This window comes from Verrucomicrobiia bacterium (genome assembly GCA_026414565.1).
In the GTDB taxonomy this organism is placed as follows: Bacteria; Verrucomicrobiota; Verrucomicrobiia; order Limisphaerales; family Fontisphaeraceae; genus Fontisphaera.
Map to the genome: position 1 here is coordinate 121,019 of JAOAIT010000061.1, position 18,190 is coordinate 139,208.

An 18,190-nucleotide genomic window follows, 5' to 3' on the forward strand; every position below is an offset into this window, starting at 1 on the left:
ATGCATTTGCTGCCGTTACAAGAGACGCACGCCGCGTTGGGGGGGCGGTTTCTGTCGGTCAACGGGGTGGAGGTGGTGGCGCATTACGGCGATGCAGCGGGCGAGTACCGCGCTTTGGTGGAAACCGCCGGGGTGCTGGATCTCTCGGCCCGGGGGCGGTTGTGCCTTACAGGGCAGGACCGGCAACGTTTTCTCAACGGCCAGGTCACCAACAATGTGAAGGATCTGTTGCCCGGCCAGGGGTGTCATGCGGCGCTGCTCACCCCCAAAGGCAAGGTGCAGGGGGATATGTACATTCATGCCCTGGCGCAGGAATTGTTGCTGGATTTCGAGCCGGGGCAGTTGGAGAAGGTGACGCAGCGCCTGGAGAAATACCTGATTGCGGATGACGTGCAGATCGTCAACGTCACCCCGCATTATGGTTTGCTGAGCGTGCAGGGGCCGCAGGCTGTGGCGGCGGTGGAGGCGCTTGGTTTGGGGGGGGCAATCCCCGCCACTACCTGCCATTCGGTAGTGGTGCAACATGCGGCCTGGGGCGAGCTGTGCGTGGCGCGGGTGCCCCGGTTGCTGAGCTGCGGGGTGGATTTGTTTGTGCCCGTTGCGGCCCTGGAGGCGGTGTGGACGGCGCTGCTGGCCGCCGCCGCGCGGGTGGGGGGGCGCGCGGCGGGTTGGGAGGCGTTCGAGACGGCGCGCATCGAGCAGGGGATACCCCGTTTTCCGGTGGACATGGACGAAACGAATCTGGCGCCGGAGGCAGGTTTGGACACGCGGGCGATCAGTTATACCAAGGGCTGTTACACTGGTCAGGAGGTGATTGCCCGCATTCGGACCTATGGGCAGGTGGCCAAACATTTGCGGCGCGTGCGGTGGGAGGGGGACGCTCAAGTTTTGCCGCAAAAGGGCGATAAGGTATATGAGGGCGGGAAAGAGATTGGCTATGCCACCAGCGCCACGCATTCTCCGGCATTAAAGTCCAACCTCGCCCTCGTGTATATTCGTCGCGAGCATGACCGGCCGGGCCAGGAGGTGGAATTGATGGTTGGGGGCGGGCGGGTGCGGGCGGTCATTCTGGAAACGGGGCCGGCGGGGGTTTGAGCGGCCGGGGCGGGGGCCGGCTGAAAGGGCTTTACGCAGGCCCGAGCTTCCCTTATCGTGCAGGTTGTATGGACAGCTTGCAAATCCTGGTCATTGGCCCCGGGTGCGCCCGTTGCAAGACCCTGGCTCAACTCACCGAACAGGCGGTGAACGAGTTGGGCATTCCGGCCGAAATCAACAAGGTCACTGATTTGAAGCAAATCATGGCCTTGGGGGTGATGATGACGCCGGCGCTCGCGATCAACGGCAACCTCAAGTTGTCCGGCAGAGTGCCGACGCTGGCGGAGTTGAAGGAGTTGTTGCAGGGCGCGGCGGCGGGGACGTGAGCGGGCGGCGACTTCAACCTCAACCCAAATCCTACCATGCATCATCAGGCGATCGGCTTCATTGGCGGCGGGCGCATCACGCGCATCCTCCTGGGCGGCTGGCAAAAGGCGGGCCGGCTGCCGCAGCGCATTGTGGTCAGCGATGTCCATGCGGAGGTGCTCCAGCGGCTTCAGGGGGCATTTCCCACGGTGCAAACCACGGTGAGCAATGCGGAGGCGGCGGCGCAGGAGGTGGTGTTTCTGGCGGTGCATCCGCCGGCGCTGGGCGAGGTGCTGGGAGGCATCAAGGCGGCGTTGCGCCCGGAGGCGCTGGTGATTTCGCTGGCGCCGAAGTTTACCCTGCAGCGGCTGCGGGAGCTGCTGGGCGGGTTTGGCCGGCTGGCGCGGGTGATTCCCAATGCGCCGTCGCTCCTGGGGCTGGGATATAATCCCATGGTTTTCGCGGCGGAGCTGGCGGGGGAGGATCGGGCGGAGATCAACGCGCTGCTGGAGCCGCTGGGGGAGCACCCGGAGGTGCCGGAGGACAAACTGGAGGCGTACGCCCTGTTGAGCGCCATGGGGCCGACGTATTTCTGGTTCCAATGGCAGGCCTTGCGCGAGGTGGCGGCGGGGCTGGGTTTGAGCGAGGCGGAGATTGTCCCGGCCATGAAGCGCATGGTGTGCGGGGGCGTGCGGACGCTGCTGGAGTCAGGGTTAAGCCCCGCCGAGGTGATGGATTTGATCCCTGTCAAGCCGCTGGCGGAGATGGAGGCGCAGGTGGCCGAGTTGTACCGCACGCGGCTGCCGGCGCTGCATCAGAAAATCAAGCCCTGAGGCCGGGCGCGGTCAGGCGCCGGCCGCCGGCCGGGCGGCCGACTTGCGGTTGACCATGTAGTAGAGCACGGGCACGGCCATGCGGCTGATGAGCAGGGAGGCAATTTCCCCCGCCATGAGGGAGATGGCCAGGCCCTGAAAGATGGGGTCAAACAGGATGACGCTGGCGCCCACCACCACCGCCAGGGCGGTCAGCAGCATGGGCCGGAAGCGCACGGCGCCGGCATCCACCACGGCCTCGGCCAGGGGCATGCCTTCACGGAGGCGCTGCTCGATGAAGTCCACCAGAATGATGGAATTGCGCACGACGATGCCGCCGCCGGCCATAAAGCCGATCATGCTGGTGGCGGTGAAGAAGGCGTGCAGCAGGCCGTGCGCCGGGAGGATGCCCACCAGGGAGAAGGGAATGGCGGCCATGACCACCAGCGGCGTCACAAAGGAGCGGAACCAGCCCACCATGAGCAGGTAAATCAGGATGCACACCGCGCCGAAGGCGATGCCGAGGTCCCGGAAGACCTCGATGGTGATGTGCCATTCGCCGTCCCATTTCATGGCCGGTTGGGCCTCGGTGAAGGGCAGCACGGCATTGTAGATTTTGAACTCGCTCACGCTGCCGCCAAACTTGCGCGGATCAATCTGGCGCAGTTGCTTGTTCATTTGGAGGATGGCATAGACGGGGCTTTCGGCCTCGCCGGCCACATCGCCGATGACGTAGGTCACCGGCATGAGGTTTTTGTGGTGGATGCTTTTGTCGGTGAGGGTGTACTCGATTTTCACCAGCTCGCGCAGCGGCACCAGCGGCGGGGGGGCGTCGCCCGCGGGTTCGGGCAGGGCGTTGGCATCACCTGAGCGGACGCGCAGGGCCAGCAGCTCCTCGGGCATGGTGCGGAAGTGGCGCGGGATTTCGAGGACCAGGGGCACATCCTCCTTTTCGCGGGGCAGGTGCACCAGGTCCACCGGCAGGCCGCTGACGGCGATGCGCAACGTCTGGGAGATGGTTTCGGCGCTGACGCCGTGGAGGGCGGCTTTTTCCTTGTCGATGATAAAGCGGGCCTTGGGTTGATCGGCCTCAATGTACCAGTCCACGTCCACCACGCCGGGGGTGTTTTGAAAGACTTTTTTCACCTCCTCGGCCAGGGCGAGGCGGGCTTCTTCGGAGGGCCCGTAGATTTCGGCGACGAGGGTTTGGAGGACGGGCGGGCCGGGGGGGACTTCGGTGACGGCCACGCGGGCGCCGTAGCGGCGGGCGATTTCGGTGACGCGCGGGCGCACGCGTTTGGCGATGTCATGGCTTTGGGCCTTGCGCTGGTGTTTGTTGACCAGGTTGACCTGGATGTCCGCCACGTGGGCGCCGCGCCGGTTGAAATAATGCCGGACCAGGCCGTTGAAATTAAAGGGGGCGGCGATGCCGACATAGACCTGGTAATCGGTGACCTCGGGCTCGGTGCGGACGGCGGCGGCGATTTCGCGGGCGGCTTGGGCGGTGACCTCCAGGGCGCTGCCCTCGGGCATGTTGAGGACGATCTGGAATTCGCTTTTATTGTCAAAGGGGAGCATTTTGACCTTGACCCAGCCCATGCCCACGGTGGCCATTGCCGCCAGGAGCAGGACGACAATACCCGCCAGGAAGGCCCAGCGCCAGGTTACGTGGGCGATCAAGGGGCCCATCATCCGGCGGTATAACCGCGTGAAGAAATCCTCCTCGTGCTCGAAATGGGAGTGGGAGGCGGGGCCGCCACTGCCGGCCGGGGCGCCGGCGGCCGGCATGGCGTGTTTTTTGAGCAGGCGGACAGCGGCCCACGGGGTGACGATGAAGGCAATGGCCAGGGAGAAGAACATGGCGGCGCTGGCCCCGATGGGGATCGGCCGCATGTACGGCCCCATCAGGCCGCCGACAAAGGCCATGGGCAGCACGGCAAAGATGACGGCAAAGGTGGCGAGGATGGTGGGGTTGCCCACTTCGCCAACCGCCTCGACGGCCACGGTGAAGAGCGGTCGGCCGCGGTTGTGGGGCAGGTGATAGTGGCGGACGATGTTTTCCACCACCACAATGGCGTCATCCACCAGGATGCCGATGGAGAAGATCAGGGCGAAGAGGGTGATGCGGTTGAGCGTGAAGCCGTAGAGGTAAAAGACCAGCAGGGTGAGGGCCAGAGTGCTGGGAATGGCCAGGGCCACGATGCCGGACTCGCGCCAGCCGAGCACCAGAAGGATGAGCAGGGAGACACTGACCACGGCAATGGCCATGTGGAAGAGCAGCTCGTTGGATTTTTCGGCGGCGGTTTCGCCATAGTGGCGGGTGATGCTGACGGTGACATCGGCGGGCAGCACGGTGCCCTTCAGGGTGTCCACTTTGCGCAGGACTTCCCGGGCCACGTCAATGGCGTTGGCGCCGGGGCGTTTGGCCACCGTCAACGTGACGGCGGGCTCCTCGTTGCCCAGCACTCCCTGGGCGGCGCCGCGGCCAAAGAAGACGTACTGGGAAGGCTCCTCCGGGCCGTCCAGGATTTGGGCCACCTCCCGCAGATAGACGGGGCGGCCGTGAAACACGCCCACCACGATCTGGCCCACCTCCTCGGCGCTGGTGAGGAAGCCGCCGGTTTCGATGGCGATTTCGCGGTTGTCGCTGGTCAGGCCGCCCGCGGCGTACTGGCGGTTGGCCTGTTGGAGCATGGGGATGAGGCCGGCGGGGCTGAGATTGCGCGAGGCCAGCTTGACGGGGTCGAGCTGGACGCGCACCTGGCGGCGGGCGCCGCCGATGAGCATGGTTTCGGCCACCAGCGGCACCTGCTTGACGGCATCGTCCACCTGGGCGGCCAGGCGGCGGAGGGTGAGGTGATCATGATGGGGGCTGTGGAGCGTGAGGGCCAGGATGGGGACATCGTCAATGCTTTTGGGTTTGATGAGGGGATGGGAGACGCCGTGGGGGATGCGGTCAAAGTTTTGCTGCAACTTCTGGTTCAGCTTGACCAGGCTGTCTTCGATGTCTTCGCCCACCTTGAAGCGGACGATGACCAGGCTCTCGCCGGGGCGGGAGATGGAGTAGATGTATTCCACGCCGGTGATTTCCCAGAGGAGCTTTTCCATGGGGCGGGTGACGCGCTCCTCCAGCTCCTTGGCGCTGGAGCCGGGCATGGAGACCAGCACGTCCACCATGGGCACCTTGATTTGCGGCTCCTCCTCGCGCGGCAGCTTGAGCACGGCGCCCACGCCCAGCAGGATGGAAGTGAGGATGATGAGCGGGGTGAGCTTGGAATCAATAAACGCCCGGGCAATGGTGCCCGCCACGCCGAGGTGGGCGGGGGGTTCGATGCCGGAGTTGGGGTTGGGTGAGGCCATGGCTCAACAAGTTTGCAAATGTGGGAGTTGGGGGCGGCGCGGCTAGCGCACGGTCAGCGGTTGCCCGTCCACCAGTTGCAGCGCGCCCTCCACCACCACCAGTTCATTGGTGCGGACGCCGGATACCAGCTCCACTTCGCCGTCCAGGCGCTTGCCGGTTTTGACCAGGCGGAGCTGGGCCTTGCCGTCTGCGGCCACGAAGACCATTTCCATCTGGCCGCGCACGAGCAACGCGGAGGCGGGCACGCGCAGGGTGGTGGTCTGTCCCACCGGCACGGCGGCCCGGCCGAATAAACCGGAGCGCAGGCCCGGCACGGGCGGCAGGTCCAGTTTGACGCGGAAGGTGCGGCTGCCGGGGTCGGCCACGGGGTCCATTTCGCCCACCACCCCTTCAAGGGGGTGGGCGAGGGTGGAGATGCTGACGCGCAGGCGGTCGCCCAGTTTGACGCGGTCAATGAGGGCCTCGGGGACATCGGCTTCCAGGCGCAGGACGTTGGGGTCTTCCATTTCCAGCAGCGGGGTGCCGGGGGCGGCCAGGTCGCCGACGTCGGAGAGTTTGCGGGTGATGAGGCCGTTGAAAGGCGCGGTGACCCGGGCGTAACCGAGCTGGGTTTCAATTTCCTTGACGTTGGCGGCGGCCACCTCCGCCTGCATGATGGCGCGATCCAGTTCGGCCTGGGGGGCCGTGCCGTCGGCGACCAGGCGTTGGAAGCGCTTGAGGTCCGCCTCGGCCTGCACGCGGACGGCCTGGGCCTGGAGGAGACGGGCCTGGATTTCGCGGGCGTCAATGCGGGCCAGGAGTTGTCCCTGGGTGACCGTGTGGCCGGGGGCGACGAGCAGCTCTTCCACGCGGCCGGTGATTTTGGGCGAGATGGTGGCGCGGAGTTTGGGACGGACGGTCCCGACGACTTCCTCCGTGGCGACGTACACTCGTCCGGCCACCGGCTGCACCTTGACGGTGGCGGCGGGGAGGGTGCCCGGCGGGGGAGGAGGAGGTTGATGGCATCCGGCCATGACGAGCAGGATCAAGCCTGCGCCCGTGCTGAGCAACAAAGTCCTCATAAACCCTTCTAAGAATCCCATAACTGTGGCCTATTGGTCATTGAGTAGCACCGCGATTAAAACATTTTCTTCCAGCCTTGAAAACACCGATCTCCCGGGCAGCCGCCGCGCCGGGTGGTGCAACGGCCGGGCTCTACGGCGCACGGCGCCGGCGGGCGGGGCCGGCTATTTACGGGCGGACAGGTAGAACACCAGGCCCATGATGGCCCCGTAGATGGCCCCTCGCCACCAGGTGGAGGTCAGGGGGCAGGCGCCGGAGGTGCACTGGCCAAAGTAGCCCATGGCGGCGCCCAGGCCCGCCCCGATGCCGATGCTCAAGACGGCTTGCAGCATGAGCCACCCTTTCCAATGCCCAGTTTTTTGAAAATGTTTTCCGCCGGGCAAAAGCCGGTGAAGGCGCTTTGGATGAGGTTTAATCCCACAAATGCCGTCAAGGCATGCCCCCAGGGCGTGACCCAGTGAGCCAGGGCTGTGCCGATGAGCACCATGGTGCCCGCCAAAATCCGAATGGCATTTTCCGTGGTCATAGCTGTCCCTCCGCGTTTGATGTGTTCCGCTTCAACGTCAGGCCGTCCGCACGGCCGCCGCCTCGCGCAGCCATTGCGCCAGGTATTGGGGCGGCATGAAGCCTTCCACCTGGTCCACCGGTTTGCCGTCGCGGAAGAGTATCAGGGTGGGCACGCCGGTGATGCGGAAACGGGCGGCGGTCATCGGCGCTTCATCCACGTTGACCTTGGCAAATTGAATTTCCCCCCCCATTTGGGCCGCCAACTGCTCGAGCACAGGCGCGAGCATGCGGCAGGGGCCGCACCAGGTGGCGTAGAAGTCCACCAGCACCGGCAGCGTGGCGGCCTGGAGGGTGCGTTCAAAATTCGTGTCGTTCAATGCCATGATGTTTTTCATAACCGTGTCTTTTCGTCAGTTCCAAGGTCACAGAGCCGCCAGGCATGAAAAAGTTACAAATTCCAACAGCGGGGGGTGCCAGGCGGCGGGGGGTGCGGGGGCGCGAATTTATGCCTTGGGGAAGAATGCCTGCTGGGGCGGAATAGGTGGGGCATGAAACAGGGTGGGTGCGTGTAGGAATATACTGACAAAGGGAGGCAGTTTTTCTGACGACAGTTTCGGTGTTTTGCCCATGCAGGAGCGGTGGTGGTTTGCCGATAGGAGAATGGGACGAGGGTTTTTGACTCGGACGCACACAAAACAAGTCATGACAGTGGACACGACACCGCCGGGCAAAGGCCCGGCAGTAGAACCCGCCGCGCCGACGGTGGCTTCTGCCGGGGGTAAGGTGCCGGCCAACTCTGAAGGGATTTGGCGATCCGCCGCCCGCCGCACGTTGTGGCTGACCTTGCTGCTGGCGGTGATAGGGATGGTGGTTGCCGGCTGGTGGGGGGCGCGGCTGGGTGAGGAGCATGAGTTGAACCGAATTGTTGGTCAGGCCCGGGTGGCGGCGGGCACCGTGAACGAAGAAATGCTGGGCCACAGTCCTTCAGCCCCGCCGGGGGATGCCCGGCGCGAATTCCTGGTGAGCTGGCTGGCAAGGGTGAGTTTGAGCATCAAAGGGCAGCCGCCAGTGCGTTTGTGGGTGCCCGCCGGGCAGGGCTTCAAGGAATATACTCCTGGTCGAGATGATTTGTGCAACTCACCGGAATTGCAGCAGGCCGTGGCGCAAACGGTGCGCGAGGGTGGGGAGAAACAGATTCGTTGCAACACCTGTCAGCAAAAAGGGCTGGCGCAGAAAGTGCTCATTCCCGTGCTTACCCAACTGGGCGGCCAGCCGCTGGCGGTGTTGGAGGTGGGGGTGCCGGCCACGCAACTGGAGGCGACGCGTTTGCATTATCAATCCGTCTGGGGCACGGCGGGATTTCTGGGGGGGCTGGCGGCGGGGCTGCTGTTGCTGGCCAGTTTGTACCGGCGCAAGGTCAACCGGGACATGCGCCACCTCAACGCGGCGCTGGCGGAGGAATTGGAGGGTCATCAGCGGGCGGATTCGAATGTGCGCAAACTTTCGCGGGCGCTGGAGAACAGTCCCATTGCCGTCATCATCACCGATGCCCAGGGCCGCATGGAGTACGTCAATCCCAAGTTTGAGGAGCTGACCGGATACACGGCGGCAGAAGCGGTGGGCCAGAATCCCCGGATTCTCAAATCGGGTTTGATGCCGCCGGAGCTGTACCGGGATTTGTGGGACTCGCTGCTGCAGCGGGGCTGCTGGGTGGGGGAGATGCTCAACCGCCGGAAAGATGGCACGCTTTACTGGGAGATGGCGCACATTTCCTCGCTGAAGGACGCCCAGGGGCGCATCACCAACTTTGTGGCGGCGATGGAGGACATTACCGAGCGCAAACGGGCGCAGGAAGAATTGCAGGCGGCCAAGGTGGCCGCGGAGGAGGCGGCGCGGGCCAAGTCCGAGTTTCTGGCCAACATGAGCCATGAAATTCGCACGCCGATGAACGGGGTGATTGGCCTCACCAGCCTGCTGGAGCATACCCCGTTGACGCCTGAACAGCGGGATTTGGTGGGGAGCATCCGCGCCAGCGGCGAGGCCCTGTTGATGCTGCTGAATGACATTTTGGATTACTCGAAAATCGAGGCCGGCCGGCTGGAGTTGCATCCGGAAGATTTCCACCTGGCCGACTGCCTGCGCGAGACTCTGCAGGCGCTGGCGCCGCGAGCCGCGCAAAAGGAGCTGAATCTGGCGGCGATCATCGAGCCGGCGGTGCCGTTGCAGATGCGGGGAGACTCGCTGCGTTTGCGGCAGATTCTGCTGAATCTGGTGGGCAACGCGATCAAATTCACGGCGCATGGCGAAGTGGTGGTCAAAGTGGCGCTGGGGGATCCGGAGCCGGCCGCGGGGATTGCCTCCCGCGAGGGGCTGGTCCTGCATGTGGCGGTGCGCGATACGGGGCCGGGCATCCCGCCGGAGCACATGGCGCGGTTGTTCCAGAAGTTCAGCCAGGGGGATGCCTCCGTGACCCGCCGGCATGGCGGCACCGGCCTGGGGCTGGCCATCAGCAAACGGCTGGTGGAGATGATGGGCGGGCGCATCTGGGTGGAGAGCCAGGTCAACGAAGGCAGCACCTTCCACTTTACCGTGGGCTTTGCCCCGGCCTGCACGCAGGCGCCGCAGGAAGAGCTGCCGCGGATGGGGGGGCGCTCGCTTTTGTTGTTGTCAGGCAACTACACCAACCGGTTGATGCTGGAAGTGGCCGCGCAACAACTGGGCTTGAAGATTCAAAAGGCCGCCACGGTGGATCGCCTGTGGCAGATGCTGCAAACCGGGCCGTTGCCCGACGGCATCCTGATCGAGCCGTGGGCGGCGCCGGAGCAGTTGCGCGAGCTGATCGTGGAGCTGGCGGGCGCGCTGCCGCAGGTGCGGCTGGGGGTGTTGACGTATCGCGAAACGGACATCAAACATCTGCAACCCCAAAACCTGCCGCTGGCCGGGGGGGTGTACAAGCCCTTGTTGAGCACTGATCTGCCCCGCCAACTGATGGCGCTCTGGGAAGGTCAGGCCCGGCCGGTCACGGCCGCCGCTGCCACGCTGGATGGCACGCTGGCCCGCCGTCTGCCGTTGAACATCCTGCTGGTGGATGATAATCCGATCAACCTCAAGGTGGGCGTGGGGGCGTTGGAAAAATTGGGTTATGCGCCGGGCACGGCCGCCCATGGTTATGAGGCGCTGGAGGCGCTGGAGCGCGGCACTTACGATCTGGTGTTGCTGGATGTGCAAATGCCCGGCCTGGACGGCTTGGAGGTGACGCGGCGGGTGCGGCAGCAATTTCCGCCGGAGCGGCAGCCCATCATCGTGGCCCTGACGGCCGGCGCCATGCAGGGGGATCGCGAGCGCTGCCTGGCCGCCGGCATGAATGACTATTTGAGCAAGCCTTTCCGCGCGCAGCAGCTTCAGCAGGTGATCGAAAAATGGCATCCGCAAATTGTGGCGAAAAAATCCGCGGCAGCGGGGGGACCGGCGCCGGCGGGGGCGACCTCCCCGCCGGCCAGCGTTTCCCCGCCCGCGGCGCCGGCGGCCGTAACCTCCTCAAAGGGCGGGGCCTGCCAGCCCGCGGACAGGCAGGAAGACGCGGTGGACTTTGCGCGGCTGGCGGAGGTCAGCAATGAAGATCCGGACACCATGGCGGAGATGGGGCAGCTTTTCATCGAACAGGCCGAGGAGTTGTTGGGGGCGATGCAGGAGGCGCGGGCCCAACAGGATGGCGCGCGGGTCAAGGTGCATGCGCATAAGCTGCGTGGCAGTTGCGGGGCGTGCGGGATGATGGCGATGGTGGAGCCGCTGGCGCTGTTGGAGCGGGAAGCGGTGGCTGGGCGTTGGGAGGCGGTGGATCAGGCCTGGGCGGAGGTGCAAGCGGCGTATGGCCGTGTGAAGGCTTGCCTGCAAGAGCGGTTCAAATACAATCCAGTGCCGGCATGAAGCGCGTCCTCCTGGCTGATGACGACGCCCAGCTTGTCTCCCTGTGCCAGCGCAAATTCGAGGCAGACGGATTTGCGGTGGAGGTGCGGACCGAGGCGGGGCGCGCGTTGGAAGCACTCAAGGTCACTCCCTATGACCTGGTGGTGCTGGAGCTGGCCATGCCGCAGGGGGGCGGACTGACGGTGCTGATTGGACTGCGCACGCAGGGCGCCCGCAAGGATGCACCCGTCCTGATTTACACCCGGAGCGAAGAAGATTATTTGCGGCAGGCGGCACAGGCGGCGGGGATCAGCCGGATATTATCCAAACATTCGTGCAGTCCGGCCGAGCTGCTGGCCCAGGCCCGTGAGTTGCTGGGGCTGCCGCCGTCGGCGGAGGGTGCGGCGGCGGGGGGCGAGCGGGGCCGCGAGGAATTTGTGCGGCATGCGCGGCTGGCGTTGACGGTGCTGCGCAACCGCCTGCAAACCATCACCCGGCAGGCGGGGGATCCGGGCGTGCTGGCGGCGGAGCTGGCCGCCGCCACGGAGAGTGCCCATGCCCTGGTGAGCGGGGCGGCGGCGGCGGGCTTTCAAGCGCTGGCGCAGTTGACAGGGCTGTTGGAGGGGCTGCTGCGGGAGCTGCGGGATGCGCCACGCAAGGTCAATCCGTCCAATCTGCGCTCGCTGGCGGTGGCGCTGGATGTGCTGGGGGGGATGCTCAAGCCGGAGGGGGGCTGGTGGCTGAACTTCCAGCAGACTCCGCTGGCCTTGATCGTGGATGATGACACCATCAGTCGGCGCACGATGCGGGCGGCGCTGCAGAAGGCGGGCATTCGTTCCGTATGCATTCCGGATGCGGAGAGTGCGCTGCGCCTGCTGGAGGACAACGAATTTGATTTGATTTTGTCGGATGTGATGATGCCCGGGATGGACGGTTTTGCGTTTTGCGAGAAACTCCGGCAACTGCCCAAGGGCAAACAGGTGCCGGTGGTGTTCATCACCAGTCTTTCCGGTTTCGAGGCGCGGATGCGGCTGGCGCTTTCCGGGGGCACAGATTTGGTGGGGAAGCCATTTTCCATGCCGGAGCTGGGGTTGCGCGCCCTGTGCTGCATCGTCAAGGCGCAAACCGCCGCGCCCGCCGCCAGCCGTCCTGCCGTGGCGCCGCCGGCTCCGGCGCCGGCGTGAGCCATCCGGCGGCGGCCGTTTTTTTCTGTGGGGGCCTTAACGTCGGCGGCGGCGGACGGGGCCGAAGAAGTATCCACCGCTGACCCGGGCGCCCCGGACTTTGATGGGGGCGGTGGAGGCGCCGGGTTTTTCCTGCTCGAAGAGGGCGGTGTATTTGTAATCAAAGCCTTCGAGGCGGACGCGGGGGATTTTCTGGCCGATGAAGCGTTCGATGGCGAGCACGTGGGAGGTGTCCTCCGCCACCATGAGGGTGAAGGCATCGCCCACCTGCTCGGCGCGGCCGGTGCGGCCGATGCGGTGCACGTAGTCTTCAGGATGCTGGGGCACATCGTAATTGATGACATGGCTGACGTTGGCGATGTCCAGCCCCCGGGCGGCGATGTCGGTGGCCACCAGCACTTCGTAGCGGCCGTCACGGAAGCCGCGCAGGGCCTGCTCGCGCTCCATCTGGGTGCGATTGGAATGGAGGACGGCGACGGCGTGTTGATGGCGTTTGAGGAGCGCGGCGACGTGATCGGCCCGCTCGCGGGTGCGGCAGAAGATGATGACCGAATCGTAATTGACCCGCTCCAGCAGGGTTAGCAGGAGGTCCGTTTTTTGATAATCACTGACGGGGTAAATGACATGCTTGACCGTCTCGGCGGGCCGGCGGCGGACGCCGACTTCGACGGTGACCGGCTGGCGCATGGCCCACTGGATGAGGGTTTCGATTTCGGGCGGGATGGTGGCCGAGAAGAGGGCGGTCTGGCGTTTGCGGGGACAGCGTTCCACGATGCGGCGGACATCCGGCAGGAAGCCCATGTCCAACATGCGATCGGCTTCATCGAGCACCAGGAACTGCACGCGGTCCAGGCGGCAGGCGCGCCGTTCCAGGTGGTCCAGCAACCGGCCGGGGGTGGCCACGAGCACATCCACGCCGGTTTTGAGGGCGGCGAGCTGGGCTCCGTATCCCACGCCGCCATAGATGACGGCCACGCGCAATTTGGTAAAGCGCGCCAGGTCGCGGAAGGCGGTTTCCACCTGGGCGGCCAGCTCGCGTGTCGGCTCCAGGATGAGTGCCCGCGGGCCGTCGGCCGGTTCGCCCAGATGGTGGAGGATGGGCAGCGCGAAGGCGGCCGTTTTGCCGGTGCCGGTTTGGGCGCTGCCGATGACATCCTTGCCTTCCATGAGGAGGGGGATGGCGCGCAACTGAATAGGGGTGGGATCGGTGTATCCCATCGCCTGTACCCCCTGATACAGCGCAGGAGATAAGCCAAACTGCTTGAAGCCCATGCGGGAACACTACACTTGAATGGCAGCGGCGCAAAGCGGGAAGTTGAGGGGGCGAGGCCCGGGGGACCAGGGCCGGGGGGCCACGCCGGCGGGCCACGGAGCTTCCTCCCCCGCCCTCTGGAGTGGCGGCCTTAAAAGAGATTGCGCAGAAGGCTGGTCTTGGCCTAAACTGACGTTGGTTTCAATTGGTGCGGAAAGGCGCCCGGCATGATGCCCGGACGGAAAGCCGGCCCCGGCCGCGGGTTTTGACAAAAGGCCAGATGAAGATGTTGAAACGCATTTCTTTCAAGTGGAAGCTCATGCTGGTGATTGTGGCGGCCTGCATGTTTTCCTCGGTGGTTGCCTGCACCGCCATCATCGCGTATGAGATGTTCCGATTTCGCCAGACCATTTCCCGACAACTGGAGACGGTGGCGGATTTGGTGACGGCCACCACGCTCAAGGCGGTGGTGCAGGGGGATCGGGAGGAGGTGCGGCGGCAACTGGCCAAACTGGCCGGCACGCCCAACGTGCTGGCGGCGGGGGTGTATGGCACGAACAATTTGCTTATGGCCCAATACACGCGGGCGGACGTGGAGGAGGTTCTGCCGGTGCAGCCCAAGAAGTTGCAGCAATTTTTCGAGGGGGATTACCTCATTTTGTTCAAGCCGATTGAAGCCGAGGGCGAGCGGCTGGGCATCGTTTATTTGAAGGCGGATTTTGGGGAGAACATCCGGGCGCATTATGAGCAGTACCTGGAGATTGCGCAGGTGGTGCTGCTGGTATCCTTTTTGTGTGCCGTGTTGTTCTCGTTCGCGTTGCAGCGGGTCATCAGCAAGCCGATCCTGGCGCTGGCGGAGGTGGCCCGCAACGTGGCGCAGCAGCACAATTTCAGTGTGCGCGTGCCCAAGGAGGCGGAGGATGAGATCGGCTCGCTCATTGATTCGTTCAATGCCATGCTCGAAAACCTGGAGCGGCGCGAGAAGGATTTGCAGGCGGCCCAGGCCAAATTGCGCGAGGCGAATCTGACGTTGGAGAAGAAGGTGGAGGAGCGCACGGCCGAGCTGGCGCGGGCCACGATGGAGGCGCAGGAGGCGCGGGAGCAGGCCGAGGTGGCCAACCAGGCCAAGAGCGCGTTTCTGGCCAACATGAGCCACGAGCTGCGAACGCCGCTCAATGCCATCATCGGGTACAGCGAGATGCTGATCGAGGAGGCGCAGGACCTGGGCGAGGAAACCATGGAGGTGGATCTCAAGAAGATTCATGGGGCGGGCAAGCATCTGCTGGCGCTCATCAATGACATTCTGGATCTCTCCAAGATCGAGGCCGGCAAGATGGATTTGTTCCTGGAGACCTTTGACGTGCCGGAGACGATCAAGGAAATCACCTCCACCATCACGCCGCTGCTGGAGAAAAACGCCAACAAGCTGGATTTGCGGCTGGGGGAGAACCTGGGCACGATGCATTCGGATCAGACCAAGGTGCGGCAGACGCTGTTCAACCTGTTGAGCAATGCGTGCAAGTTCACCAAGGAAGGCACCATTACGCTGGAGGTACGGCGGCAGCCGCGCAACGGAGAGGAGGGCTTTTTGTTCCGCGTGGCCGACACGGGCATCGGGATGACCAAGGAGCAGATGGGCCGGTTGTTTCAGGCGTTCACGCAGGCCGACGCCGGGACGACCAAGAAATACGGCGGGACGGGGTTGGGGCTGGCCATAACGCGGCGGTTTTGCGAAATGATGGGGGGCAGCATCGAGGTGACCAGCGAATACGGAAAGGGCAGCACGTTCACGGTGTGGCTGCCGGCCACGACGGTGAAGAAGGTGGAGGTGGCGCCGGCCAAGGTGGAGAAGCCGGTGGAGCTGCCGCCCAATGCGAGCCGGGTGCTGGTGATTGACGATGATCCCATCATCCATGACCTGCTCAAGCGTTACCTGGTGAAGGAAGGCTTTTATGTCACCTGCGCCCTGGGGGGCAAGGAGGGCATGCGGCTGGCCCGGGAGATCAAGCCGGATGTCATCACGCTGGATGTGATGATGCCGGAGATGGACGGGTGGGCGGTGTTGACGGCCCTGAAGGCGGATCCGCAACTGGCGGAAATCCCGGTGGTGATGCTGAGCATGGTGGACGACAAGAATCTGGGCTTTACGCTGGGCGCCTCGGAATATCTGACCAAGCCGGTGAGCCGCGAGCGGCTGGCCAATGTGCTCAAGAAATACCGGCGGGAAAACAAGAGCGGGCAGGTGCTGGTGATTGATGATGACGCGCCGAGCCGTCAGGCCCTGCGCATCATGCTGGAAAACGAAGGCTGGACGGTGGAGGAGGCCGGCAGCGGGCGGGCGGCGCTGGAGCGGCTGGAGAAAATCACCCCGGCTTTGATTTTGCTGAACCTGCTCCTGCCTGACATGGAAGGGATGGAGTTTTTGGCGGCGCTGGACAAACAGCCGGCGTGGAGCATGATTCCGGTGGTGGTGATTGCCACGGAAGACATGGGGCCGGACTATTTCCAGAAACTGGGCCGGCAGGTGGAAGGCGTTCTGCGCAAAGGCAGCTACACCTGCGAGGAGCTGGTCAGCCGGCTGCGGGTGCTCACCCAGCACCAAGCCGAGGAAGAATCGGCAAAACTGTCGGGGTAGGGTATATTAAAGGCATGGCTTATGGCGAAAATACTGTTGGTCGAGGATAACGAGATGAATCGCGACATGCTGTCGCGGCGGCTGGCGCGCAAGGGCTATGAGGTGATCATCGCCGTGGATGGCAATGAGGGCGTGGCCAAGGCGCAGACCGAGGCGCCGGATTTGATCCTTATGGACATGAGCCTGCCGGTGCTGGACGGGTGGGAGGCCACCAAGATTTTGAAGACCTTTCCGGCGACGCAAACCATTCCAGTCATTGCGCTGACGGCGCATGCCATGGCGGGCGATCGCGAGAAGGCCCTGCAGGCCGGGTGCGATGATTACGACACCAAGCCGATCGAGCTGCCGCGGTTGCTGGAGAAAATTGAAAAACTGCTGCCCAAAAAGTCGTCGTGAGCGATTCCCTGCCGACCCCTCCCGCCGGGTCTGAGCCTTCAGACCCCACCCCGCCCGAGCAGGGCGGAGGGCAGCCCGCGCCCACGCCCCCGGAGGGCGAGGAGGCCGAGCTGCTGTCCAACCTGCGGCACAGCCTGCGGACGCCGTTGAATCAGATCATCGGCTACTGCGAGCTGATGCTGGAGGAGCTGGAGAACTATGACGACCCGGAGCTGCTGGCCGATCTGCGCAAAATCCACACCGCCGGCGGCCAGTTGCTGTCCCTGATCAACGAGGCGCTGGCGCCGTGGCGGCTGGAGTCGGACATTATTGATCTGGATTATGTGCGCATGGAAATGCGCACGCCGCTGAATCTGATCATTGGCTACAGCGAGCTGTGCCAGGAGCTGGCCGAGGAAAACCGCCTGGAGCGGGTGCTGGCGGATTTGCAGAAGGTGACCGGCGCCGCCAAAAACCTGCTGGCGCTGCTGGACAGTGTGTCGTTCCCCTCGCAATTGGACGCCCGCAAAATTCGCGGCCAGGCGGCCACCACGGTCCCGTTGTTGCGCGCGCCGTCCACCCAGGCCGAGGCGGCGGCGCTGCGCCGCGGCACCATATTGATTGTGGACGACAACGAGATGAACCGGGACATGCTCTGCCGGCGGCTGGAGCGGCAGGGGCACACGGTCATGGAGGCGGAGAACGGCCTGCAGGCGCTGCAACTGCTGCGGCAGCGCAAGTTTGATTTGATTCTGCTGGATGTGGTGATGCCGGAGCTGGGGGGGCTGGAAACGCTGCAGCAGATCATCGCCGATCCGGCCCTGCGGCACATCCCGGTCATCATGCTCAGCGCGCTGGATGAGATGGAAAATGTCATCCGCTGCGTGGAAATCGGGGCGGATGATTACGTGACCAAGCCCTTCAATCCGGTGTTGCTCAATGCCCGCATTGCGGCGTCGCTGGAAAAGAAGCGGCTGCGGGATCAGGAGCGCAACTACTTTGAGTTGATCGAGACCGAGCGCCAGAAGGCCGAGACGCTGTTGCGCAACATTTTGCCGGAATCCATCGCCCAGCGGCTCAAGCAGGGGGAAAGCTCGATTGCGGATCAGTATCCGGCCACCACGGTGCTGGTGGCGGATGTGGTGGGCTTTAGCGTGGCCTCCACGCAGTTGACGCCGGCGGAAACGGTGGAGCTGCTGAATGACATCGTGTCCCAGTTTGACTGGCTGGCGGAGCTGCACGGGCTGGAGAAGATCAAGACCATCGTGGACAAATACCTGGCCGTGGCGGGGGCGCCCGTGGCTCAGATTAATCATGCGACGGCCGCCGCGGACATGGCCCTGGAAATGCAGAAGGTCATCAAACGCATTGCCTCGCTCAGCCGCATGGATTTCTCGCTGCGGATTGGCATCTGCTCCGGGCCGCTGATTGGCGGGGTCATTGGGCGGCGCAAGTTTATTTATGACATCTGGGGGGACACGGTGCGCATTGCCTCGGCGCTGGAGTCGCAATGTCCGCCGGGGCAGATTCGTGTGGCGGAGGCGGCGGCCGATTTGCTCAAGGAGAAATATCAACTGACGCCGGCCGAGCCGGTGAGCATCAAGCGCTGCGGCGACATCAAGACTTTTTACCTGCAGGGCCGGCTGAGCGGGCGGGTCGTGGGCGCGGCGCCGCGGCCTGGCGGAGGGGGGTAAG

General features: G+C 64.4%; 13 protein-coding genes and 1 pseudogene. 8 read left to right on the top strand and 6 right to left on the bottom strand.

The window, feature by feature from the left end:
* Nucleotides 1–6 precede the first annotated feature (6 nt).
* The 3 genes and pseudogenes from N3J91_14960 to N3J91_14970 all read left to right on the top strand — a co-directional run bounded on the left by N3J91_14960 (nucleotide 7) and on the right by N3J91_14970 (nucleotide 1,688).
* Nucleotides 7–1,095 carry an aminomethyl transferase family protein gene (locus N3J91_14960; GenBank protein MCX8157720.1) on the top strand — a complete coding sequence of 363 codons (1,089 nt, stop codon included), beginning with the start codon at nucleotides 7–9 and terminating at the stop codon, nucleotides 1,093–1,095.
* A 77-nt stretch (nucleotides 1,096–1,172) separates the two neighbouring features.
* A complete protein-coding gene (locus tag N3J91_14965) occupies nucleotides 1,173–1,421 on the top strand; it encodes a thioredoxin family protein (protein ID MCX8157721.1) in 249 nt (82 codons plus the stop codon).
* A 36-nt stretch (nucleotides 1,422–1,457) separates the two neighbouring features.
* Nucleotides 1,458–1,688 (top strand): annotated as a pseudogene (locus tag N3J91_14970) (NAD(P)-binding domain-containing protein).
* Nucleotides 1,689–2,246: 558 nt separating this feature from the next.
* On the opposite strand, the gene N3J91_14975 reads toward N3J91_14970, so the two are convergent.
* From N3J91_14975 to trxA, 5 genes are all read right to left on the bottom strand, one after another.
* Complete coding sequence (locus N3J91_14975) at nucleotides 2,247–5,573, bottom strand: efflux RND transporter permease subunit (protein MCX8157722.1); 3,327 nt, start codon at nucleotides 5,571–5,573, stop codon at nucleotides 2,247–2,249.
* 42 nt (nucleotides 5,574–5,615) lie between these two features.
* Entirely contained in the window at nucleotides 5,616–6,635 is a 1,020-nt protein-coding gene (locus tag N3J91_14980) for an efflux RND transporter periplasmic adaptor subunit (GenBank protein ID MCX8157723.1), read from the bottom strand.
* Between the two features lie 165 nt (nucleotides 6,636–6,800).
* Nucleotides 6,801–6,968 (bottom strand): DUF6132 family protein, encoded by a 168-nt coding sequence (locus N3J91_14985; protein ID MCX8157724.1) that lies wholly within the window; start codon nucleotides 6,966–6,968, stop codon nucleotides 6,801–6,803.
* Nucleotides 6,950–7,162 (bottom strand): DUF2892 domain-containing protein, encoded by a 213-nt coding sequence (locus N3J91_14990; protein ID MCX8157725.1) that lies wholly within the window; start codon nucleotides 7,160–7,162, stop codon nucleotides 6,950–6,952. Before N3J91_14990 ends, N3J91_14985 begins: the two co-directional genes overlap by 19 nt.
* 37 nt (nucleotides 7,163–7,199) lie before the next feature.
* The gene (gene trxA / locus N3J91_14995; protein MCX8157726.1) at nucleotides 7,200–7,538 is read right to left on the bottom strand and encodes a thioredoxin; all 339 of its coding nucleotides are present in this window, start codon (nucleotides 7,536–7,538) and stop codon (nucleotides 7,200–7,202) included.
* Nucleotides 7,539–7,845: 307 nt separating this feature from the next.
* Between trxA and N3J91_15000 the strand changes: the two genes are divergently transcribed.
* Both N3J91_15000 and N3J91_15005 read left to right on the top strand, forming a co-directional pair.
* The gene (locus N3J91_15000; GenBank protein ID MCX8157727.1) at nucleotides 7,846–11,070 is read left to right on the top strand and encodes an ATP-binding protein; all 3,225 of its coding nucleotides are present in this window, start codon (nucleotides 7,846–7,848) and stop codon (nucleotides 11,068–11,070) included.
* Nucleotides 11,067–12,233, top strand: a complete 1,167-nt coding sequence (locus tag N3J91_15005; GenBank protein MCX8157728.1) for a response regulator — start codon at nucleotides 11,067–11,069, stop codon at nucleotides 12,231–12,233. Before N3J91_15000 ends, N3J91_15005 begins: the two co-directional genes overlap by 4 nt.
* Nucleotides 12,234–12,269: 36 nt before the next feature.
* On the opposite strand, the gene N3J91_15010 is transcribed toward N3J91_15005, so the two are convergent.
* Entirely contained in the window at nucleotides 12,270–13,505 is a 1,236-nt protein-coding gene (locus N3J91_15010) for a DEAD/DEAH box helicase (GenBank protein ID MCX8157729.1), read from the bottom strand.
* 266 nt (nucleotides 13,506–13,771) lie between these two features.
* Here N3J91_15010 and N3J91_15015 point away from each other — a divergent pair, with 266 nt between their 5' ends.
* Genes N3J91_15015 through N3J91_15025 form a run of 3 tightly spaced genes read left to right on the top strand, consistent with a single transcriptional unit; the run spans nucleotide 13,772 to nucleotide 18,189 of the window.
* On the top strand, nucleotides 13,772–16,120 hold the full coding sequence (locus N3J91_15015; protein MCX8157730.1) for a response regulator: 2,349 nt from the start codon (nucleotides 13,772–13,774) through the stop codon (nucleotides 16,118–16,120).
* A gap of 21 nt (nucleotides 16,121–16,141) precedes the next feature.
* Nucleotides 16,142–16,516, top strand: a complete 375-nt coding sequence (locus N3J91_15020) for a response regulator (GenBank protein ID MCX8157731.1) — start codon at nucleotides 16,142–16,144, stop codon at nucleotides 16,514–16,516.
* A complete protein-coding gene (locus tag N3J91_15025) occupies nucleotides 16,513–18,189 on the top strand; it encodes a response regulator (protein MCX8157732.1) in 1,677 nt (558 codons plus the stop codon). The genes N3J91_15020 and N3J91_15025 overlap by 4 nt, the downstream gene beginning before the upstream one ends.
* The last annotated feature ends 1 nt before the right edge of the window (nucleotide 18,190 follow it).